The sequence below is a fragment of the Ruegeria sp. SAZA006 genome (assembly GCF_059613465.1).
This window is the reverse complement of sequence record NZ_JBXWSO010000010.1, coordinates 360782-380997: the sequence shown is the minus strand read 5'-3', so window position 1 is coordinate 380997 and position 20216 is coordinate 360782. Positions and strand designations below refer to the sequence as shown.

Sequence of the window (20216 nt, the reverse complement as noted above, 5' to 3'; positions counted from 1 at the left end):
ATCAGCGGGCAAACAGCGCCTGACGGATCGGGCGGGGCAGGGCGGGGGCCAGTGCCGCGCCAAGTGCAGTGGGCACACCGCGGCGGATTGGGTTGAGAAAGCTGCGCGCGCTCAGCGCCAGACCGGCGCGGGCATAGGCGCGGGCCATCGACGGTTCCGCGCCCAGACGCAGTGCGCGCCGGGCCAGATACCGCATGTAGATCGCCTCGGATGCGGGCGACGGCGCAACGCCATAGCGGGCCGCCGTTGCAACCGCCCGTGCGCGCCCGGCCCGCATCGCCTCGAGGTCCGAAGACAGACCGCTGCCGCTGGTCCGGTACCAGACCTGCAGGCGGTCAACCCCGATGATCACGTGGCCTTCGCCCGCCAAGCGGATCAGCAGCTCGAGATCTTCGTTGTGGACCGCAGCCGGGTTCAGCCCGCCGACAGCAGCGAACACCAGGCGGCGCACTGCAAGGTTCGACATCGTGCACACCGCGTTTTCCGCCAGCAGGTCAGGAATGGTCAGGGGATCGGTGGGAACCGTTGAGCGCGTCGGACAATCGCCGAGGGTTTCGGAAAAGAACCCGATCTGGCCAAAGGCCGCATCAATGCAGGTATCTGCAAACAACCGGTCCAGTTGGGCCAGCTTGTCGGTGACCCACAGGTCATCCGCGTCGCAGAACGCGAGGATGTCGCCGGTGGCCACAGTTGCACCATGGTTGCGCGCAGAGCTGGGGCCGCGATTGGGGTTGACCTCAACCCGCACCCGGGCGTCGCGCGCGCAAAATTGCCGGACAACTTCGGTCGTCTGGCGCGAGGGCTTGTCGCCCACGCAGATGAGTTCGAAATCCGCAAAGCTCTGCCCCAGCAGGCTATTCAGGGTGGCGGCAATGGTTGCCGCGTCATTGTGGAAGGGAACGATGATGGAAAACCGGGTCATTGGGCGCGCGCCTCCTGAGTGATTGCAGAACCCCGCGGCAGCAGCGCCCAGGATGCGGCCAGCATGATGGCGCTGCAGGTGCAGACGTACCCGACGGCGACGGGCATCAGGCCCAGCGGCGCCATCAGGGCCGTGTTGGCGATCAGGCCCGCGGCCAGAACCGTGCTGACCCGCAATTCGGTGACGGGGCGGTTTTCCGACCGCAGCCAACCGGCGACCGCCGACCAGATCACCGTCGGCAGGGCTGCAAGGCACAGAACCGACACCACCGGGGCGATCTCGGTCCAGCCCTGTCCCAGCAGCAGCGGCACATAGACCGGGGCCAAAGCCGCCTGCAGCAGAACCAGCGGCGTCAGGATCAGCAGCGACAGGCCCAGCCCATGGCGCAGCGCCCCGTTCTTGTCCTCGGCCGCGCACAGATGCGGGAACAGAACGACCGAGAAGGCTTGGGTGAACGAAGTGGCCAGCCCAAGCCCCGCATTGAAAGCCATGAAATAGATACCAAGCGCCTCGGCGCCCAGCATGGCGCCCACCACCAGCTTGTCGGCCTGCAGGCGCAGAACCTTGACCAGCTCGACGCCCAGAACGGCCCAGCCATAGCCCACGAAAGGTTTCAAGGCTGCAAACCCAGCCCGACGATCAGGCGACCACCGACGCAGGCGGCGCATCAGCACAAGCCAGACAGGTGCAGTCAGCAGGCGCGGCAGAACCAATGCCAGAGGCGAGGCCCAGACCACCGCCAGCAGCGCCGTCAGGGCATTGGCCCCCACGACTTGCCCGCCCGCGATCGCGGCGGTCTGCTGCAGCTTGCCCTCGCGCATCGCCAGTGCGGCCTGAACCAGGCCCGCCGGCATGAACAGGTATTCCCCGGCCAGCACCGCCAGCAGCATCGCCAGCATTGCGTGGCCCATGACGAACAGTGCCGCTGCGACCGCCAGTTGCAGCAGGCACAGCCCCGAGCACCAGACCCAGAAGATGCGGTGCGCCGTGTTGCACCGCTGTGCCAGTTCCTCGGACGGGGCTTGAATGATACGCTGGTTCACCCCGTTCTCGGTCAGCGCCTTGAGAATGTCGCCCGCCGCCAGAGCCGCTGCGGCCAGACCGATCGCTTCGGGGCTGAGGGTACGGGCAACGGCCACCACGACGACCAGGCGCGACGCCTTGGCCGCCACTTCGGAGGCGGTGTAGGCCAACAGGTGCCGCAGAAAACCGGATTGTGCAAAGCTGTGCGTCATGACGCCGTTATCCCAAAAAACAGTTGTTGGTTCCGTTTTACGGGTGGCCAGGGTCTGTGTCCCGGACGCGGTCGGACGGGGCTGGGGACCGTTCGGAGAGGCACCTATCCGAATGGGACAAGCCGCCATCCCGATGCCGGGCTGACGCAGGCCGCGCGGCAGGGTTTATCTTCTGTGAAAGATCAGGAGATGAAAATGACCATGAATTTCAAGAGCTTCCTTATTACGGCCGTAAGCGCCTCGACCCTGCTGGGGTGCAGCAGCATGCAGACCCCGCGCAACATCGAAGCCGTATCACGCGGCGAAAGCTATCAGGCGCAATACCGCGAACCCGGACGTCGGCGGGGCGACACGCCGTTGCTGCAGGCCGCCGCGATGAACGGCCAGACTTGCATGCCGCAGGCCGGCGATCAGGGCGCAAATGCATATGCGAAATGGGCGCAACCCGCGCTCAGCCCCTTGCTGGGCGAGAAACTGTCGCGCAACGACATGGTCCAGATCACCATCGAAGGGGACGACCTGCTGAGCGACGCTTATGTCGTTTCGCGTGACGGAGACCTCAAGCTGCCCTACCTGCCGCCCGTGCGCGCCCAGGGCCGCACCACCGAGCAGGTCGAACAAGAGGTGGCCCGCGTTCTGGTTGCGGCCCAGTTCTATGACGCCGAACCCCGCGTGACCGTGCGGGTCAGCGATTTCGCCTCGGTGACAGTGGGTGTGCGCGGCGCAGTGTTCGAGCCGCACTCGGTCGAGATCGGCGGTGTTCCGGGCGATTCCCTCGACCGTCGGCGCCAGGGCGCGCTGGGGGCCTCGACCGAGGGGCGCAACCTGTCGGTGGCACTGCGGGCCGCGGGCGGGGTGCGGCCGGATGCCGACCTGTCAGCGGTCGAGCTGCACCGCCAGGGGCGCATCTATCGCATGGATCTGCGCGGCGTGTTCGAAGGATCGGACCCGACCGACATCATGCTGCTGACCGGCGACCAGATCGTGGTCAACAGTCGCGGGTGTTTCCAGGACGCGCTGATGCGCCCCAGCCCAATCAGCCCGCCCGGCGTGACACTGTATATGTCGAACCTGACCCAACCCGCTGCGGGCAATGCAGAATCCGCCATCGGGCGCGACGTGCGTGAAGTGCCTTATGGCACCCGTTTCCTGCAGGCCGTGGTTGACAGCAACTGCGTCGGCGGGTCGAAAACCACGAACGCCAACCGCAGTGCCGTACTGTTCACGCGCAACCCCGTAACCGGGTCCTCGGTCGTGATCGAGCGCAATATCGAAAAGCTGCTGCGGCGCGGAGACCGCGACGACTTCGATCCCTATGTTCTGCCGGGTGATGCCGTGGCCTGTTACGACAGCAAGGTCACCGGAGTGACCGAAATCGCTCGGTCGCTGGGCATCGTCGGGGCCGCCGCGCTGCTCATCCCTTGATCGCACCGGGGGCGGGCAGGGCAGCCTTTGCCCGCTCCCAAACCTCGGGCAGACCGGTCAACAGGTCGGCGACTTGCTGACGGTCTGCGGATTTTGCGGCCATCTCGATCGCAATCAGCGCATCACGGAACCCCATCGCACCAAAGGTCGCCGCGCTTCCCGCCAGCCTGTGACACTCCTGCGCGACCTGGTCCAGATCGGCTTCACCGCCGTCCAACTGGGCAAGCTGCGCGACGACGGCATCCCCTTCGGACAAGTATTTGGCAAGCAACCGGTCAAAGACGTCGGCGCCGAGGCTGGTGCGCAGATCTCCGATATGATCCGTTTCGTCCTCGGACCGGGTCGAAGCTCCGGGGCTGGTGACAACCGACAAGGCCTTGCGCAAGGCATCCAGGGCAATCGGCTTGCCGACAAAGGCTGTCATACCGGCGGCGCGGAACGCGTCGACCGCATCAGGCAGCACGTTGGCCGAAACGGCAATGATCGGTATCTCCGCCGAAGGCCCGCCCCCGCTGCGGATGTGGCGCGTGGCCGTCGGGCCGTCCATGACCGGCATGCTGATATCCATCAGGATCACGTCGAACCGATGCGCTGCCGCTGCGTCCACACCCAGTTGGCCGTTCTCGGCAACCGTCACCCGGTGACCGTCCAGTTTCAGCATGTTGCAGATCACCTCGCGGTTGATCTCGTTGTCTTCGACCACCAGCACGTCCAACGGCGGGGCGTGCTGAACCTCTGGCTGGTCGCTGTCAACGTTGGCGTCCAATTCCGCGTCCTGCAACGGCAGACGAACCCAGAACACGCTGCCTTCGCCGGGCGTGCTTTCAACGCCGATCTCTCCGCCCATGGCCCGAGCAAACCGACGTGCGATGCCCAGGCCCAGACCGGTGCCCCCGGTGGCCCGACCGATGCTTGGATCGCTGGTGTGAAAATCATCAAAGATGACGCCGACCTCATCCGCGCCGATGCCGATACCCGTGTCGATGATGCGGAATTCAAAGATGTTGACGCCGGCCGTGGGGCCAGGCTCGGTTACTTCGACCTCGATCGAGATCCGACCGTTTTCGGTGAATTTGATGGCATTGCCGACAAGGTTCAGAAGAATCTGCCGCAACCTTTGGGCATCGGCGGCAACGCAGGGGCGCGCCTCGCCCACCCACTGCCAGGAGATGGAGTTCTCCCGCGAGGCGGCGTTGCCGCTTTGACCGTCCACAATCTCTTGCAGGATGTCGTTCAGGTTCGAGGGCTGCAACGCCACCGACAGTTTCCCGGCCTCGAACCGGGCGATGTCCAGAACGGTGTCGACGTGGCTCAGGAGGATCTGGCCCGAGATTTCCATGTTCTCGACAAACCGCGCCTGTTCCCGGGTGGTGCGGGTGTTTTTCAGCAGCGTGAGGTTGCCCAGCAACCCGTTCAGCGGCGTGCGGATTTCGTGGCTCATCACGGTCAGGAAATCGGCCTTGGCCTTCTCGCCGGCCAAGGCGCGGTCACGAGTGCTGATCAATTCCTGCTGGGCGGCAACCCGCTGCGAGATGTCACGGACAAAGCCGATGACGATTTCCTGATCGCCTGCCCGGGCCGATTGCAGCGCCAGTTCGACCGGAAACTGCTCGCCATCCGCGCGCATCGCCTCCAACTGGACACGGCCTTTGCCGACGACATGACGTTCTCCGCCAGACTGCATGCGCACCATGCCGGCGCTATGTGCCTCACGCAGATGCGGCGGCACGATCAGGTCACCGATCGCGCGACCTCGGGCCTGATCCGCCGTATAGCCGAATATTGCCTCGGCAGCTGGGTTGAACTCGATCACGTCGCCCTTGGCATCGACCACGATCACTCCGTCCAACGAGGTTGAGAGGATCGTGTTCATCCGTTCATTCGCCTGCCGCAGCGCTCGGCCGCGGCGCGTGGCGCGCCGGTTGACCACCAGAAGATAGGCGCTGACAGCACCCAGAGTCAGAAGCAAGGCCCCCGACAGAATCGCCAATCGCAGCAAGTTTGCCGCCGTCTGGATGCGCTGCTGGTCCGACTCGGTGGCAAAATACGAGATGCCGGAAACGGCCAACGTGCGGACATGCGGACCGATCTCGAGGGCGGCGCGTTTCAGATCGTCCAGTTTTTCGGACAGCTCCGCATCCGGCGCGTCGATCAAGGGGATCGCGGCGTTCAGGTGCCGGGTCACCCGCTCCAACGGCAGGCGGAACCGGTCATCCTGGCGCAAAGGCTGGAACACGCGGGATTGGGCCAGCGTATCGACACGGCTGTAAAACAGATCGAACCGCCGGCGCACCAGATCCAACGTGCCATTCTCCGCGTCCTGCGCCGCCGACGCGGTTTCCAGAGCGTTCAGGTAGGACAGATAGTCGACCTCAACCTGCGACAGCGTCCATTGGACATTGTCCGAAGGCGCCGCTCGCCGGTCGTTGAAATCGGTAAACACCTGCGCCGACAGCCACGCCACCGTGACCAGACCCAACAAAACGCCGAAGCCGATGAGCCCGAAGACCCATCGGCGGCGCAAAACCTGCGTATCGGTATCGCTCAATCCGAGCCTCATCGATTGTTCACTGCGCTTTACTCATTACTGCACTCATTCCGGTTGCAAGCTATTTAACGACCTCGAGACGATCGAGTTGCCAGATGCTGCGCGAATAGGTCACCTCGGTCTGGTATTTCGGGTCGCTGTCATAGGGGTAGACGATCCACAGCGGGCCCTTCTGCCGGCGTGACATCTCGGCACCGTTCATTTCATAGGCCACGATCGGGGCACTTTCGGTGATCGAATCCATCGGGATTTCAACCGCATAGTCGTTGATCGCTGTGGCGCGAATCATGCTGCCATCTGCACCGACTGCCTCCAGCACCACCGACAAGGGCACGCCGACAAAGGTGTTTTCACCTTCGGTCCAGATCGTCGAGGTCGCAAATGTCCGTGCGGGCAAGGCTTTCAACATGTCCATGTCGAACCGCGCACCATCCTCGGCTCCGGACTGGGTCAGGTTGCCGGTGATCGTCAGAACCACCTCTCCGGCGGGTTCGGCCAGATCCTGAGCCTGTGCCTGGCCCAAGGTCAGAACCATTGCCAGGGCTGCAAATAAAATCCGCATGTCATTCTCCTTGTGTCCAATTGCACAAGATCAGAAAGCGTGACCGGGCAACAGACGGGCATCGGGATAAGCACCTATCCGAACGGATAGGTGCCCGCCGTTACGCGGCCGGGCGCAGGTGGCCCATGCGCTGTGCCATGATCCGTTCAAACCCTTCGCGCAGCTCTGACCGCTGCAGGGCAAAAACCGCGGTGGCCTCAAGATATCCGGCAACCGAGCCGCAGTCGAAACGTTCACCCGCGAAGGCGTAGCCCAAGCAGCCAGCGGTTTCGATATCCGCAGCGATGGCGTCGGTCAGCTGGATTTCATTTCCGGCACCCGGTGCCTGGCCGGCCAGACGATCAAAGATCGACGGCTGCAGGATATACCGCCCGACGATGCCGTAGTTCGATGGCGCCTGCGCGGGGCTGGGCTTTTCGACCAGGCCGCGCAGCTTTTGCACACGGCCGGCCTGCAGGGCGATATCGACCACCCCGTAGGACCCGATCCTGTCGGACGGCACGGATTGGGTCGCAACCATGTGGCCGCTTTGGTCACAATAGCTTTGGACCATCTGTGACAGAGCCGGGCGTCGGGCGCTGATGACGTCATCGGGCAGGATCACCGCAAACGGCTCATTGCCCACGCACTCGCGCGCCAGCGACACGGCATGGCCCAATCCACGGGGCGCATCCTGCCGGACAAAGCAGTATTTGCCATCCTCCAGATCGGCGCAGCGCAGGTTGTTCAAGAGCTCGGTCTTGCCACCATCCTTCAACTTGCGTTCAAGCGCCGTATTCCGCCCGAAATAGGCCTCGAGCGCGGTTTTCTCGGGTGACGTAATGAAGATGAATTCTTCGATACCGGCCGCGCGCGCTTCGTCGACGGCATATTGGATCAGAGGGCGGTCGATCAGGGGCAGCATTTCCTTGGCCACGGTCTTGGTTGCGGGCAGAAACCTTGTGCCCAGTCCGGCGACGGGAAAGACGGCTTTGCGAATCTTGGTCATAACAATTCTCCTTGGGTTTTCTCAGTAGGCGCCGCGGCCGGACACGACGGCCCGCACGGTCATGGCAATCAGCATCAGATCCAGAAGGGCCGAACGGGACCGCACGTAGGCCGTGTCCAGATCGATCATTCGGTCAAAGTCGATGGCGGCCCGGCCCGACACCTGCCACAGGCCGGTGATCCCGGGGCGGACGGCCAGGCGTTCAAGCGCGCGGGGCGGGTATTTGGCGACCTCCTCGGGCAGGGCAGGGCGCGGTCCGACGATCGACATATCGCCCTTCATTACGTTGAGGATCTGCGGCAGCTCATCCAGCGAAAAGCGGCGCAGAACCTTGCCCACCCGCGTGACACGCGGATCGTGGCGTGCCTTGAAGCACACGCCTGCGCGGTCGGACTGCGCCAGCAGGCTGGCCCTTTGCGCTTCGGCGCCGGTGGTCATCGAGCGGAACTTGTAGACGGTGAAGGGAACCCCGTTCCTGCCCACCCGCGTCTGCCGGAACAGGGCCGGACCGCGGCTGTCCAGCCGGACAAGGGCGGCAATGGCCAGCATTGGCAGGGCCAGAACCGTCATGGCCGCCAGCGCGACGGTCAGGTCAAGAATACGGCTGGGCGTCAGCCCGCCGAGAGCCTGGGCGACGCACCGTGCCAGAAACTCGAAATTTCCGATCAAATAGCGGCGGGCCATGCGGCGCGGCTCCATCGCCAACCGCCACGCCCATTCCATCCGGACCCGCCGCACGATCCCGGGTGCCCGCCGGACGTTGCCCGCCAGAAAGTCGAACAACGCGCCGACACCCAGAACCAGATTCGGGTTCAGCCGGGCACGGTGCCGCGTAATCCACAGTTCTTGCAGCGGAACGCCGATGGCCACCAGCAGGATATCTGCGCCGGATTGGTTGATCTCGTCCAGGGCTTCGTCCGTCCGTTCGATGCCACCAAACCCGTCGCGTGAACCGGCAATCCTCAGGCCGGGTGCCATGTCTTGCAGGCGCGCTGCTGCGGCCTGTGCGGTGCCGGGCGTTCCGCCCAGCAGATAGACCGACTGGCCCAGTTTGGCCGCGCGCCGGACCAGGCGCGGGACAAAGTCGGTTCCGTTCAGGTTCTCGGCCAGGTGTTCGCCCTGCATCGCGGCGGCAAGCTCGACCCCGATTCCGTCGGGCAGGACGAAGTCGGCTTGCGGCAGGGCTGCTCGATATTGGTCATTCTTTGCCCGGACATTTGCGCAATGTGCGTTCAGGAAAAAGACGGTCCGGCGGTGACCATCCAAAAGCGTGGTGATGACCGGCCCGGATTCTGCATTCACCACCGGCTGCCCGAGGATTTCGGTGATCGGCAGCGCAGTGCCGGGCGTGGTGTGTGCGCCGTCGAATAGGGCGTGTGCGGCTTGAAAGTGCATGGAACTCTCCGAACATGAACTGAACTCTTGCCCTGAACCTGCCCGCTGTGCCGGCACCGCAACAGACGAGCATCAGGAGAGCGCGCGGAGAAATCGGCTGACTGACACGGCCCGGATGCGGCACCGCAAGGAAATCCGGCCAGTTGCTCCTATCCGATCGGGTATCTGCCTGTCCGTTCGGTAGGCTTCACCGCCGATCATCAATGCTTTATTAACCTTCTCAGGTCTGGGTGGAGGCACATGGAGTTCATTGATGAAAGTTCTTATCGCCGACGATCACGATCTGGTTCTGGACACGCTCGTCGCCTTCATCGAGGCCACGGGCGGGATCGAACCCACCACCGCGCCGGATTTTGCAACCGCAAAGGCCAAGATCGAATCCGACGGTCCGTTTGATCTGGTTCTGCTGGACCTCAATATGCCGGGCATGAACGGGCTGAGCGGGTTGGAAACCTGCATTGGCATGGATCGCGCGCGGCATGTGGCGCTGTTCACCGGCGATGCCTCGCGCGATCTGGCTGAACGTGCGCTCGAGCTGGGGGCAGCAGGGTTCGTCCCCAAGACTTTGCCGGCCAAGTCTCTGGTAAACGCCATCCGTTTCATGGCCATGGGCGAGCAATATCTGCCCGTCGGTTTCATGAGCGCCGAGCAGCCGAACGACACCCACCCGATGGCCAAAAAACTGACCGAGCGCGAGCGCCAGGTCCTCAAGGGTCTGACCGAGGGCAAGTCGAACAAGGAGATCGCCCGCGATCTGGACCTATCCGAGCCGACGATCAAGCTGCATGTGAAGACGCTGTACCGCAAAGTGGGTGTCAGCAACCGCACCCAAGCCGCGATGGCCGCACGCGAGTCGGGCCTGTTCTGACCCGCGCCCATCCTTTCGGATAGGGGGCCTGTCCCAACCCGCCCCGGCCTAACCCCTTGCGCAGCGGACAGCCCAAGCCGCCCCGGTATATCACTCCTGTAAGAGAGGATGTAATATGCCGAACCAGGTTTCCGACAACCAACAAACGCTTGCGCCAAACCGCCCCTGGGACTGCGCGCGCATCAGCCGCACGGACATCCGGTCGCTGGGCTGGCGTCGCGTTCTCAAGGGTGGGCGGTTGACCGATGCGGGACGGCTGCCGCGATATGTTGCGTTGTTTCTTTTGGGGTCCAGCTGCATCTGGGCTCCGATCAGCGGGTATCTGGCAACCGCGCCGGTCAAATACGCATCCCACGCCTCGTTGATCCTGCCGGGGTCGGGTGCGTCTGCCTCGGTCAATCTGGCCAATATCGGGCAGGCCTCGTCTTACGCCAATTCGGCCTTTGCCAACGGGTCGATCAGCCCCACCGAAACCTACAAGCGGCTGTTGTCGGCCGATCGCATTCTGGATGCGGCCGCACGCGCCGTTGGGGCCGAGCGCGATGGGTTCGGCGAGCCGCGCATCCGCCTGGTGGACCAGACCAGCCTGATCCATATCGAAATGGAGGCCGCCAGCCCGGGGGACGCGCAACGCCACGGCGATGCCCTTGTCGCCGCGTTCTTTGCCGAGATCGACGCCCTGCGCGCGGACGAGATCGCCACGCGCGAAGCCAGCAACAGCGGCGCAATCGACGAGTATCAGCGCTCGGTTCGTGAAACCCGCGCTGCGATCGAGCAGTTGCAGCGGCAGAGTGGGCTGCTCTCGGCCGCCCAATACCGTGAGCAGGTGGCGGCTAATGATCGCGCGCGCCAAACGCTGCGGGCCGAGGAAAGCACGCTGGCCCGCCAGGCCGAGCGCGTCGCAGCGCTTGAGGTCGCGCTGGATCTGCCGCCGGATGCCGCCGCGGTGACGCTAAAGTTGTACGCCGACGCGCAATACATGTCGCTGCTCAAGGATGTCTCGGCCGGCGCGGCCAAGCTGGCGCAGGCCGATGCCAATTACGGGCCGCGCCATCCGGTCTACCGCACAGCGCGGGATGAATATGAAGGCGCACGCAAGGTTGCCGTCCAACGCGCGGCCGAGGTGACCGGCCTGTCGGTCGATCAGCTCTCGGGTCTGGACCGCGCCCCCGAGGGAGAGCGCGCGCAGTTGCTCAGCGAGCTTGTCCGCGAAAACGCCCTGCGCGCGGGGCAGGAGAAGCATGTAAAAACCCTTGCCGCACAGGTCGCGGCCGAAACTGCGCGCCTGTCCGCGCTGGCACCGGTGGCGGCAGAACTCGAAGACCGTCAAAGGGATTTTGCCGTGGCCGAAGCCGTCTTTGCTTCGGCCATCGCCCGGTCGGAATCGAAAAAGACCGATGTCTATGCCTCGTACCCGCTGATCCAGGTGCTGGAAAATCCGTCGCTGCCGGACCGGCCGTCTTCACCCAACAAGAAGCTGTCGATCGCGGCCGGGATTGCCGCCACATTGATGCTCTTGATCGGGCTGACGCTGGCATGGGTCCGCAACCCGCTGATCTCGCGGCTGCTGAAAGACACAGGCGAGAACAAGGCATGACCCAGGCCGAGCCGCAGAACCCGGCCGAGCGGCTTGTCTGGCGCGCGCTGGTCTGGACATGGCCGTTCTATGCCATCGGCGCGCTCTATGTCGTCGGGCCGGTACTGGGATGGTCCCTGGCGGGGTTGGCGGCGCTGGCCTTGTATCTGGGGCCGACGATCCGTCCGGACCTGCGGGCCACCGGGCCGGTTCCGGCGCTGGTTTGGCTATGGATGGCCGGCATGCTGTTGATGCTGTTTGCACTGTGGGCCGGCCATCTGGATTGGGGGCTGGGGCTGGGTAAAACCATCAAGTCTTCGATCGGCTGGGCCAAGGGCTGGGCGCTTATTCCATTGTTCATTCTGGCCGGGGCCGTGCTGCCGATCCGGCGCGAGGTTCTGGTGCGGGGCCAGTGCAGACTGGGGCTGTGGACCCTGTGCCTTGCGCCCCCGCTGTTGGCGGCACCTTATCTGGGCCTGCCCAGCCAGATCTTCACCTCACCGCTCAAGGCGGTAGGTGGGCCGGGGCCCGAGTATTTCTCAGTCTATCTCTACACGATCGACCCGGCCAGTTGGACGCCCCGGTGGCAGTTCTTCGCGCCCTGGTCGCCATTTGCCGCCCTGCTGGGGGTATGCATGGTCCTGTTCGCGCTCGAAGAGCGGCACCGGGGATGGATGGCCGTCGGTCTGAGTGCAGGCATTGTGATGATCCTGGCGTCGAAATCCCGCATGGGGCTGGTCGGGTTGGTGGCCTGCACGCTGGGGCCGCGCCTTTTGCCGTTGGTGGCGCGCAGCATCGGATGGTTTCTGGTGTCGGCCGTGGCAACGGCGTCCGCGGCGTGGGGAGCCGCCGCGATCGACCTGGGCAACCAGGCGCTGCAGAATTTCAAATCGGCCCGCGCCGACAGCACCCGTGTGCGCGAAACCCTGCAACGCATTGCCTATGAACGCTGGCAGTCCGACGCGATGCTTTTTGGTCACGGAACGGTTCAGCCCGGTGCACATTTGGTCGAATACATGCCCATCGGAAGTCACCACACCTGGTACGGTCTTCTATTCGTCAAGGGCATCACCGGCTTCGTGGCGTTTCTTGTGCCCTTCGCCGTGCATTTCGGCGTGGTGATCACCGACGCGGTCCGCTCGGCGCGCGGCCGACTGCCGCTGGGCCTGCTGATGACCCTGCTGCTGCTGACCTTCGGCGAAAACATCGAGATCGAGGCCTATCTGCTCTGGCCCGCGCTGCTGATGCTGGGATGTCACCTGCGCGAAATGGCAGAGGCCAGGGCTCAGCCGAGCGCGTAACCGGCCCCGCGCACGGTACGGATCGGGTCATCCCCCCCACGCACCGTCAGAGCCTTGCGCAAACGCCCGATATGCACATCGACGGTCCGGGTGTCCACGTAGATGTCGCGCCCCCAGACCCGGTCGAGCAATTGCTCGCGGCTCCAGACCCGGCCCGGCTTTTCCATGAAGGTCGACAGCAGCCGGAACTCGGTCGGACCCAGCTTGATGTCCTCGCCCGCGCGGGTCACGCGGTGCGTTTCGGCATCCAGGACGATGTCATCGTATTCCAACCGCTCGCCCACGGCTGCGGGGCGGGTCCGGCGGAACTGGGATTTGACTCGGGCCATCAGCTCGATCACCGAATAGGGCTTGGTGACATAGTCGTCGGCACCTGTCTCCAGCCCGCGCACCTTGTCGACCTCTTCGGATTTTGCCGAGAGCATGATCACCGGAATGGCACGGGTCGCCGCGGTCATCTTCAGCTGGCGGCAAATCTCGATCCCGGAAACGCCGGGCAGCATCCAGTCCAGCAGGATCAGATCGGGCGGCACTTCCTTGATCTGCAACAGCGCCTCGTCACCGGTTTCGGCCTGGCGCACGTCAAAGCCTTCGGCCTCGAGGTTGTAGCAGATGATCTCGCGCTGTGCGGGTTCATCTTCGACGACAAGGATCGATGGCGTTGGCATCACAGGACCTCGGTGGTTTCCGTCGGTGTCTTGTCTAGGCGCGGGCGGTCATCATCAGGCAACTGCCCACTGACAAGATAGATGGTCTGCTCGGCGATCCCGGTGGCATGATCACCGATCCGCTCGAGGTTCTTGGCCACGAAATGCAGATGCATGCCCGGGGTGATATTGCCCGGGTTCTCCATCATATGGGTCAGCAGAGCGCGAAAGACGTTATTGTACATCGCATCCACATCGGCGTCACGTTCACGGATGGCCTGGGCCCTGTCCGCGTCCCGCTGGATGAAGCAATCCAGGGCATCCGCAATCATGCTCTGCACCAGCTGGGCTTGACGCGCGATGGCCGATTTGACTTCGTCCAAACTCGCAGAGTCCGCCAGGGTCACGGCCCGCTTGGCGATGTTTTTGGCATGGTCCCCACTGCGCTCGAGCTGGTTGGCGATGGTGAAGGTCGCCAGGACCACGCGCAGGTCGATGGCCGTAGGCGCGCGCCGTGCGATGATGTTGGCGCTGTCATTCTTGACCATCTCTTCCAACTCGTCGATGGCGCGATCGGCCTTGACGGTGCGCGCGGCGAGTTCGACATCCTTGTCGCACAGTGCCCGGATCGCGTCCGACAGGCAGCTCTCGACCAAACCACCCATGCGCATCAGATGCGCCTGAACGGACTCGAGTTCCTGATCAAAAGATCGGACGATGTGCTTGTCCTTCATGGCGTCCTGGGTCATCCGATTCTCCCGGTGATGTAGGATTCCGTGCGCGGGTCTTCGGGATTGGTGAAGATGTGCCCCGTGTCCCCGTATTCCACCAGACTGCCGAGGTGGAAGAACGCGGTTTTCTGGCTGACTCGAGCCGCCTGCTGCATCGAGTGCGTGACGATCACCACAGAGAAATTCAGCTTCAACTCGTCAATCAGTTCCTCGACCTGGGCGGTCGCGATCGGATCCAAAGCCGAGCACGGCTCGTCCATCAACAGGACCTCGGGTTCAGTGGCAACCGCGCGCGCGATGCAAAGGCGCTGCTGCTGACCACCGGACAAACCGGTGCCGGGCTCGTGCAGGCGATCCTTCACCTCATCCCAGATGGCCCCGCGGCGCAGGGATTTCTCAACGATCTCATCCAGATCAGCTTTGGTTCTGGCCAGTCCGTGGATCCGGGGACCATAGGCTACGTTGTCGTAGATCGACTTGGGGAACGGGTTCGGCTTCTGGAACACCATACCCACCTTGGCACGCAGCTGCACCGGGTCGATCCGCTTGTCGTAGATGTCTTCGTTGTCGATCCGGATGTCACCTTCGACCCGGCAGACGTCAATCGTGTCGTTCATCCGGTTCAGGCAGCGCAGGAACGTGGACTTGCCGCATCCGGACGGGCCGATGAAAGCGGTTACCGTCTTGTCGAGAATGTCGACCGATACGTCCTTGATTGCCTGGTTGTCGCCGTAAAAGACCTGGACGCCCTTCGCCTGAATCTTGATGGCGTCGACGGCGGTACTCGGCTCGATCTTGCTCATGTCGTTCATCATGATGACCCCTTTGCGCTTACCAGCTGCGCTCGAACTTGTTGCGAAGATAGATCGCGATTGCATTCATCGTGACTAGGAAACCCAGCAGCACCAGGATCGCGGCCGAGGTCCGGCTGACGAAGCCGCGCTCGGGGCTGTCTGCCCAGATGAAGATCTGGGTGGGCAGGGCGGTGGCACTGTCGAAGGGGCCGGCCGGAGCCGAGGTGATGAACGCGTTCATCCCGATCAGCAGCAGCGGGGCAGTTTCCCCCAAGGCCTGCGCCAGTCCGATGATCGTACCGGTCAGGATGCCAGGCATCGCCAGCGGCAGCACATGACCAAACACCACCTGATGCTTGGACGCGCCGATACCCAGGGCCGCCTCGCGGATCGACGGGGGCACCGCCTTCAGCGCTGCGCGGGTGGCGATGATGATCGTCGGCATGGTCATCAACGCCAGCGTCATGCCACCCACGAAGGGGGCCGAGCGCGGCAGCCCGAACCAACCGATGAACACCGCCAACGCCAACAGGCCGAAAACGACCGACGGCACCGCAGCGAGGTTGTTGATGTTGACCTCGATGAAGTCGCTGACCTTGTTCTTGGGCGCGAATTCTTCAAGGTAGATCGCTGCGCCGATGCCCAGCGGGAAGGAAATCACGAAACACACGAACAGCGCCCAGAACGACCCGATCAGCGCGCCCTTCAGGCCCGCCAGTTCCGGAAATCGGCTGTCGGCATTGGTGACAAGGCCAGTGTTCAGCGGCTTGCTGATCACGCCTTCGGCCTTGAGCTGATCGAACCACGCGATCTCGGCATCGTTCAAGCGGCGGTTCTGTTCGGGCGTGTCGCGGTCGATGGTGCCCTTGTTCAGCTGGTCATACGGGTCAGATACCGGCACGGTCATTGTGATGGTCTGCCCGATCAGCGCAGGGTCGGCCACCACCCGGTCGCGCAGATCAAACTGCGCTCCGTTTGAGAGGATGCCCGACAGGGCCTTGCGGGTAGCCCGATCGCTGGTGTCCACCTCGGGCAGCAACTCGGACAGTGAGGCTTGCAGCACGTCCTTGAAACCTCCCCGCGGCAGCTTTTCGGGCTTGATCTCCTCGGGGTCGACATAGACCTCAAGCGTGATCTTGGTCTGGGTGAACGCCTGGTATCCGGATGACACCAGCGAGGCCACCAAGATGAACAGCATCAGAAATGCAAACCCGATGGCGCCCAGGCCAAGGCCCTGTAGTATCTTCTGTTTACGGTTGCGGCGGGCCAAGCTGGCGCGCACGGCGTCGGCGGTGTCTCCGCCTTTGGGCGAATTGTTTTGTCCTGCGGTCAGGTCAGCCATGATTCTTGGCCTCAGTCATAGGCTTCGCGGTACTTGCGCACGATGCGCAACGCGAAGACGTTGATGATCAGGGTGACGACGAACAGCATCATGCCCAAGGCAAAGGCTGCCAGCGTCTTGGGGTTGTCGAACGAGGTGTCGCCGATCAGAAGCGTGACGATCTGCACGGTCACCGTGGTCACGCTGTCCAGCGGGTTGATGGTCAGCGAGGCGATCAGACCGGCCGCCATCACCACGATCATGGTTTCCCCGATCGCGCGGCTGACGGCCAACAGGATGCCACCGACGATGCCGGGAATGGCAGCGGGGAACAGCACGTTCAGAACCGTCTCGGCCCGGGTTGCCCCCAAGGCCAGCGCTCCGTCGCGCAGCGATTTCGGCACGGCTGACAGGGCGTCGTCGGTAAAGGACGAGATGAACGGGATCAGCATGATGCCCATTACGCTGCCTGCGGCCAGCGCCGTGTTGGGCGACACCGGAATGCCCAGCGATGCGCCGAAACTGCGCATGGCCGGGGCCACGACCAGGATCGCGAAGAAGCCATAGACCACGGTCGGCACGCCGGCGAGGATCTCCAGCACTGGCTTGGCCACCGCCCGCAAGCGGTCGGGCGCGAATTCATTCAGGTAGATGGCCGACAACAGGCCCACCGGAACCGCCAGGAACAACGCGACCACAGTAATGACGATGGTGCCGAGGATGACCGGAAGCCAGCCAAAGGCACCTTCGGCCGCAATCTGGTCCTCGCGCAGAGGAATCTGCGGTTCCCAGTTCAGGCCGAAGAAGAACTCGGTGATCGGCACCATCTCGAAAAAGCGGATGGATTCGAACAGCAGCGCGGCAATGATGCCGACGGTCGTAAAGATGGCGACGGTCGAACAGAAGATCATCAGGCCGGAAACGATGCGTTCCACACTGTGGCGGGCGCGGAATTCGACACCGACACGCGACCGGGCAAATGCCACGATGGCCAGTGACAGAATGACAACGATAGACAGCAGCACCCATCCCGACATCTGATGCAGCTCAAGATACCGCTGGGCCGCGTCCATCTTCCACTGTTCAGGCTCGCCAAAGATCTGCCCGCGCGAGATCGACTTGATCTCGGCCAACACCAGTTGACGCCCTCCAGTGTCCAATCCGTCAAGGCTGCCGGCAGGCAGGCCCGACATGACCACATGGTCGATCATCGGGCCCTGCAAGATCAGCCACAGTACGATCAGCACAAAGACCGGAACCAGCGTGGACAGAAAAGAAAACAGCCCGTGATAGCCGGGCAGGGAATGCAGGGACGTCCCATCTGCGCGCAGACCGGCCGCGGCCCGTCTGTTCAGCAAATATCCAAGGATACTGACGCCCAACAGCGCCGCAAACACGAAAGTAGTCATCTGCCCCCCAGGCACAAAAATGGGCTGCCCGGTTTCGCGGCCGGACAGCCCTGTGAATTGCAAATCTTACGACTTGGGTTCCATGTTCTGGCCGTCCAGGATTGCGTCCTGCAGTTCTTCACGGCGCTCGTCGGACAGGCCAACCAGACCACGTTCGGCCAGGTAGCCGTCGGATGCCAAAGCATCATCCGACATGTATTCCTCGAGGAACTCGTCCAGGTTCGGGATCACACCGCGATGCGCGTTCTTCACATAGAAGTACAGCGGGCGAGACACCGGATAGGATTTGTCGGCGATGGTGTCGGCATTCGGCTCGACGCCTTCGATCGTGACCGGCTTCAGTTTGTCCAGGTTCTCGTACAGGAACGAGTAGCCGAAGATGCCCACGGCGTTCGGGTCCGCCTCAAGGCGCTGAACGATCAGGTTGTCATTCTCGCCCGCTTCGACGAAGGGCCCGTCGGTACGCATGCGCGAGCAGTTTTCCTTGACCCATTTCTTGTCGAAGTCACCGCTCTTGACGAAGTCCAGCTCTTTGCAGCCTTCATGCATGGCCAGCTCGACGAACGCGTCGCGGGTGCCCGAGGTCGGCGGCGGGCCATAGGCCAGGATTTCCACGGCCGGCAGGTCGGGGTTGATTTCGTTCCAGGTCTTGTACGGGTTGTCCTTCCACTCGCCATCAACCGGCACCTGGGCGCCGAGGGCCATGTAGATGTCGGCCAGCGACAGGTCCCAATCCTGCTCGTTGCTGCGCGAGATGGCGATCGACAGGCCGTCGAAACCGATCAGGGCTTCCGAGATGTCTGTGACGCCGTTCTTTTGGCACAGCTCGTATTCCGAGGCCTTCATGGCACGCGATGCGCCGGTGATGTCGGCGGTGTTTTCACCGATGCCTTCGCAGAAGATTTTCATGCCGCCGCCGGTACCGGTCGATTCGACGATGGGCGAAGCTGCGCCCGTGTTGTTGGCGAACTGCTCGGCCACGGCTTGGGTGTACGGGAATACGGTCGACGATCCGACAATACGGATGGCGTCGCGCGCCGAGGCAGCGGACGCGGCGATCGCGGTGATTGCCAGAACCGAAGCGGTCAGTTTGATGGTGGTCATGGTCACTCCTGAGAATCAGCTTTGGCCGCCCCCTGCGGCCTTGATGAGTGCAGTAGTCCGGGCGTGCGAAGCTTATGTAACGCTTCCGTAACAGTTTTATGACAACCCACCCGAGGCGGCTCAGAAATTCGTCTTATCCAGATGCGTGGCTTTCGGCAGCCGTTTGTGCACGACCTCAAAACACCAGTTGCGACAAGGTTTTGCGCCCAACGAACAAGTGAATGGACTCGGGGTCTGTTTCAGGGAATCTTTTAGTCCGATCTTTTTACTTGCTGCCACGGCAAGGCGACTGGAGGTGCAGACATGCTGACCAGAAGACATTTTGTTGCGACTTCGCTTGCTGTTTTCTCGCAACCGATTCTCGGCGCAACATCGGCCGAAGCGTCGACCGCATCTCAATGGGCGGCTTGGGACAGGCAGGTGACGCCGGCCAACTATGACCCGGCCACCTCGAACCCTTGGGGGCTGAATCCCCGGTTTCTGCCACAACGGGTCGAGACCAACCGGTCGCTGGTGCCCGGTGACATTCACGTGGATGCGGTCGCGCGCTACCTGTATTTCATCGAAGAGGGCGGAACCGCGATGCGATATGGCGTGGCGATCGCCCGTGGCAATCTCTACGAACCCGGGACCTACACGATCCGGCGCAAAGCCAAATGGCCGCGTTGGACCCCGACCGCAGACATGATCAAACGTGATCCGCAGGATTATGCGCAGTTTGCCGACGGAATGCCCGGCGGGCCCAACAACCCCTTGGGTGCACGCGCTTTCTACCTGTTTCAGGGCAATCGCGACACATATCTGCGCATCCACGGAACACCTTATTCCCGGTCTATCGGCGGGCGGGCAAGCTCAGGGTGTGTGCGTATGGTCATGGCCCATATCATTGGCCTGTATGACCGGGTGCAGCCGGGTGCGACGGCTCATCTTTACCCACCCGAAAGATTTGCGACTGCCAGCAGCTGATCCGTCACGCCCGGGCGCAGATCGGGCGGCCGTCGGCGGTTCTCAGCGGTAGGTATGTCGTTTCTACCGGACCCACGTAACGGTACCAGTAACAACCGTCTTCGGGCATGATCCGAACGGCGGTCAAGTCCTGCCCTGGCGCGGCGATCTCGACCACGCCTTCGGGCACTTTGGCAAGATCACCGGGGGCTTTGGCGCCGGACATGGACGTGGTCTCGGTACAGGCGGCAATCAGGGACAGCGCGCATATCCCAATCAATGCTTTCCTCGTTGTCATGCCGCACCTTTCCAATTCCCAAGTGATTCTCTTTGCGTGATACCCTCGCATCCAAGCGATCCCGCTTCAATTCACCAAGGATCCGTCGCCATCCATCGTTGCCCTGTTGCCGACGGAGCACAGCCGCAAACTGCGCTTGCCCTGACG

General features: G+C 63.1%; 18 protein-coding genes. 5 read left to right on the top strand and 13 right to left on the bottom strand.

The window, feature by feature from the left end; all coding sequences use genetic code 11:
• Window position 1: 1 nt before the first annotated feature.
• Both AC2FNZ_RS11240 and AC2FNZ_RS11235 read right to left on the bottom strand, forming a co-directional pair.
• Window positions 2-922, bottom strand: a complete 921-nt coding sequence (locus AC2FNZ_RS11240; protein ID WP_496840691.1) for a glycosyltransferase family 2 protein — start codon at window positions 920-922, stop codon at window positions 2-4.
• Window positions 919-2157, bottom strand: coding sequence for an oligosaccharide flippase family protein (locus tag AC2FNZ_RS11235; RefSeq protein WP_496840690.1), 1239 nt, complete (start codon window positions 2155-2157; stop codon window positions 919-921). Before AC2FNZ_RS11235 ends, AC2FNZ_RS11240 begins: the two co-directional genes overlap by 4 nt.
• Window positions 2158-2352: 195 nt before the next feature.
• Here AC2FNZ_RS11235 and AC2FNZ_RS11230 point away from each other — a divergent pair, with 195 nt between their 5' ends.
• Window positions 2353-3582 carry a polysaccharide biosynthesis/export family protein gene (locus AC2FNZ_RS11230; protein ID WP_496840689.1) on the top strand — a complete coding sequence of 410 codons (1230 nt, stop codon included), beginning with the start codon at window positions 2353-2355 and terminating at the stop codon, window positions 3580-3582.
• On the opposite strand, the gene AC2FNZ_RS11225 is transcribed toward AC2FNZ_RS11230, so the two are convergent.
• The 4 genes from AC2FNZ_RS11225 to AC2FNZ_RS11210 form a co-directional block, all read right to left on the bottom strand.
• Window positions 3572-6130 (bottom strand): ATP-binding protein, encoded by a 2559-nt coding sequence (locus AC2FNZ_RS11225; protein WP_496840688.1) that lies wholly within the window; start codon window positions 6128-6130, stop codon window positions 3572-3574. The two genes, AC2FNZ_RS11230 and AC2FNZ_RS11225, sit on opposite strands and share 11 nt — an antisense overlap.
• A 61-nt stretch (window positions 6131-6191) precedes the next feature.
• The gene (locus AC2FNZ_RS11220; protein WP_496840687.1) at window positions 6192-6692 is read right to left on the bottom strand and encodes a putative pterin-binding protein; all 501 of its coding nucleotides are present in this window, start codon (window positions 6690-6692) and stop codon (window positions 6192-6194) included.
• A 100-nt stretch (window positions 6693-6792) separates the two neighbouring features.
• Window positions 6793-7680 carry a UTP--glucose-1-phosphate uridylyltransferase gene (locus tag AC2FNZ_RS11215; RefSeq protein WP_496840686.1) on the bottom strand — a complete coding sequence of 296 codons (888 nt, stop codon included), beginning with the start codon at window positions 7678-7680 and terminating at the stop codon, window positions 6793-6795.
• 21 nt (window positions 7681-7701) lie between these two features.
• Window positions 7702-9075 (bottom strand): WecB/TagA/CpsF family glycosyltransferase, encoded by a 1374-nt coding sequence (locus AC2FNZ_RS11210; RefSeq protein WP_496840685.1) that lies wholly within the window; start codon window positions 9073-9075, stop codon window positions 7702-7704.
• 253 nt (window positions 9076-9328) lie between these two features.
• Between AC2FNZ_RS11210 and AC2FNZ_RS11205 the strand changes: the two genes are divergently transcribed.
• From AC2FNZ_RS11205 to AC2FNZ_RS11195, 3 genes are all read left to right on the top strand, one after another.
• Window positions 9329-9943 carry a response regulator transcription factor gene (locus tag AC2FNZ_RS11205; protein ID WP_496840684.1) on the top strand — a complete coding sequence of 205 codons (615 nt, stop codon included), beginning with the start codon at window positions 9329-9331 and terminating at the stop codon, window positions 9941-9943.
• Window positions 9944-10058: 115 nt separating this feature from the next.
• A complete protein-coding gene (locus AC2FNZ_RS11200; protein WP_496840683.1) occupies window positions 10059-11540 on the top strand; it encodes a GumC family protein in 1482 nt (493 codons plus the stop codon).
• Window positions 11537-12820: an O-antigen ligase domain-containing protein gene (locus tag AC2FNZ_RS11195; RefSeq protein ID WP_496840682.1), complete on the top strand. Its 1284-nt coding sequence runs from the start codon at window positions 11537-11539 to the stop codon at window positions 12818-12820. Before AC2FNZ_RS11200 ends, AC2FNZ_RS11195 begins: the two co-directional genes overlap by 4 nt.
• Here AC2FNZ_RS11195 and phoB read toward each other — a convergent pair.
• The 6 genes from phoB to AC2FNZ_RS11165 all read right to left on the bottom strand — a co-directional run bounded on the left by phoB (window position 12805) and on the right by AC2FNZ_RS11165 (window position 18826).
• Window positions 12805-13488: a phosphate regulon transcriptional regulator PhoB gene (phoB, locus tag AC2FNZ_RS11190; RefSeq protein WP_093963307.1), complete on the bottom strand. Its 684-nt coding sequence runs from the start codon at window positions 13486-13488 to the stop codon at window positions 12805-12807. The two genes, AC2FNZ_RS11195 and phoB, sit on opposite strands and share 16 nt — an antisense overlap.
• Window positions 13488-14216, bottom strand: coding sequence for a phosphate signaling complex protein PhoU (phoU, locus tag AC2FNZ_RS11185; protein ID WP_254432954.1), 729 nt, complete (start codon window positions 14214-14216; stop codon window positions 13488-13490). Before phoU ends, phoB begins: the two co-directional genes overlap by 1 nt.
• Complete coding sequence (gene pstB, locus AC2FNZ_RS11180) at window positions 14213-15010, bottom strand: phosphate ABC transporter ATP-binding protein PstB (RefSeq protein WP_093963750.1); 798 nt, start codon at window positions 15008-15010, stop codon at window positions 14213-14215. Before pstB ends, phoU begins: the two co-directional genes overlap by 4 nt.
• A gap of 19 nt (window positions 15011-15029) precedes the next feature.
• Window positions 15030-16334, bottom strand: a complete 1305-nt coding sequence (pstA, locus tag AC2FNZ_RS11175) for a phosphate ABC transporter permease PstA (RefSeq protein ID WP_093963306.1) — start codon at window positions 16332-16334, stop codon at window positions 15030-15032.
• Window positions 16335-16345: 11 nt separating this feature from the next.
• Window positions 16346-17722 carry a phosphate ABC transporter permease subunit PstC gene (pstC, locus tag AC2FNZ_RS11170; RefSeq protein WP_254444320.1) on the bottom strand — a complete coding sequence of 459 codons (1377 nt, stop codon included), beginning with the start codon at window positions 17720-17722 and terminating at the stop codon, window positions 16346-16348.
• A gap of 66 nt (window positions 17723-17788) precedes the next feature.
• Entirely contained in the window at window positions 17789-18826 is a 1038-nt protein-coding gene (locus AC2FNZ_RS11165; RefSeq protein ID WP_093963304.1) for a substrate-binding domain-containing protein, read from the bottom strand.
• A gap of 303 nt (window positions 18827-19129) precedes the next feature.
• On the opposite strand from AC2FNZ_RS11165, the gene AC2FNZ_RS11160 reads away from it, so the two are divergent.
• Complete coding sequence (locus AC2FNZ_RS11160; protein ID WP_093963303.1) at window positions 19130-19792, top strand: L,D-transpeptidase; 663 nt, start codon at window positions 19130-19132, stop codon at window positions 19790-19792.
• Between the two features lie 4 nt (window positions 19793-19796).
• Here AC2FNZ_RS11160 and AC2FNZ_RS11155 read toward each other — a convergent pair whose 3' ends face one another.
• Window positions 19797-20069, bottom strand: a complete 273-nt coding sequence (locus AC2FNZ_RS11155; RefSeq protein WP_496840681.1) for a hypothetical protein — start codon at window positions 20067-20069, stop codon at window positions 19797-19799.
• Window positions 20070-20216 lie beyond the last annotated feature (147 nt).

Coding starts and splice junctions, on each gene's coding strand:
- AC2FNZ_RS11240 (WP_496840691.1), bottom strand. CDS start 922: ATGACCCGGTTTTCCATCATCGTTCCCTTCCACAATGACGCGGCAACC.
- AC2FNZ_RS11235 (WP_496840690.1), bottom strand. CDS start 2,157: ATGACGCACAGCTTTGCACAATCCGGTTTTCTGCGGCACCTGTTGGCC.
- AC2FNZ_RS11230 (WP_496840689.1), top strand. CDS start 2,353: ATGACCATGAATTTCAAGAGCTTCCTTATTACGGCCGTAAGCGCCTCG.
- AC2FNZ_RS11220 (WP_496840687.1), bottom strand. CDS start 6,692: ATGCGGATTTTATTTGCAGCCCTGGCAATGGTTCTGACCTTGGGCCAG.
- AC2FNZ_RS11215 (WP_496840686.1), bottom strand. CDS start 7,680: ATGACCAAGATTCGCAAAGCCGTCTTTCCCGTCGCCGGACTGGGCACA.
- AC2FNZ_RS11210 (WP_496840685.1), bottom strand. CDS start 9,075: ATGCACTTTCAAGCCGCACACGCCCTATTCGACGGCGCACACACCACG.
- AC2FNZ_RS11205 (WP_496840684.1), top strand. CDS start 9,329: ATGAAAGTTCTTATCGCCGACGATCACGATCTGGTTCTGGACACGCTC.
- AC2FNZ_RS11200 (WP_496840683.1), top strand. CDS start 10,059: ATGCCGAACCAGGTTTCCGACAACCAACAAACGCTTGCGCCAAACCGC.
- AC2FNZ_RS11195 (WP_496840682.1), top strand. CDS start 11,537: ATGACCCAGGCCGAGCCGCAGAACCCGGCCGAGCGGCTTGTCTGGCGC.
- phoB (WP_093963307.1), bottom strand. CDS start 13,488: ATGCCAACGCCATCGATCCTTGTCGTCGAAGATGAACCCGCACAGCGC.
- phoU (WP_254432954.1), bottom strand. CDS start 14,216: ATGACCCAGGACGCCATGAAGGACAAGCACATCGTCCGATCTTTTGAT.
- pstB (WP_093963750.1), bottom strand. CDS start 15,010: ATGAACGACATGAGCAAGATCGAGCCGAGTACCGCCGTCGACGCCATC.
- pstA (WP_093963306.1), bottom strand. CDS start 16,334: ATGGCTGACCTGACCGCAGGACAAAACAATTCGCCCAAAGGCGGAGAC.
- pstC (WP_254444320.1), bottom strand. CDS start 17,722: ATGACTACTTTCGTGTTTGCGGCGCTGTTGGGCGTCAGTATCCTTGGA.
- AC2FNZ_RS11165 (WP_093963304.1), bottom strand. CDS start 18,826: ATGACCACCATCAAACTGACCGCTTCGGTTCTGGCAATCACCGCGATC.
- AC2FNZ_RS11160 (WP_093963303.1), top strand. CDS start 19,130: ATGCTGACCAGAAGACATTTTGTTGCGACTTCGCTTGCTGTTTTCTCG.
- AC2FNZ_RS11155 (WP_496840681.1), bottom strand. CDS start 20,069: ATGACAACGAGGAAAGCATTGATTGGGATATGCGCGCTGTCCCTGATT.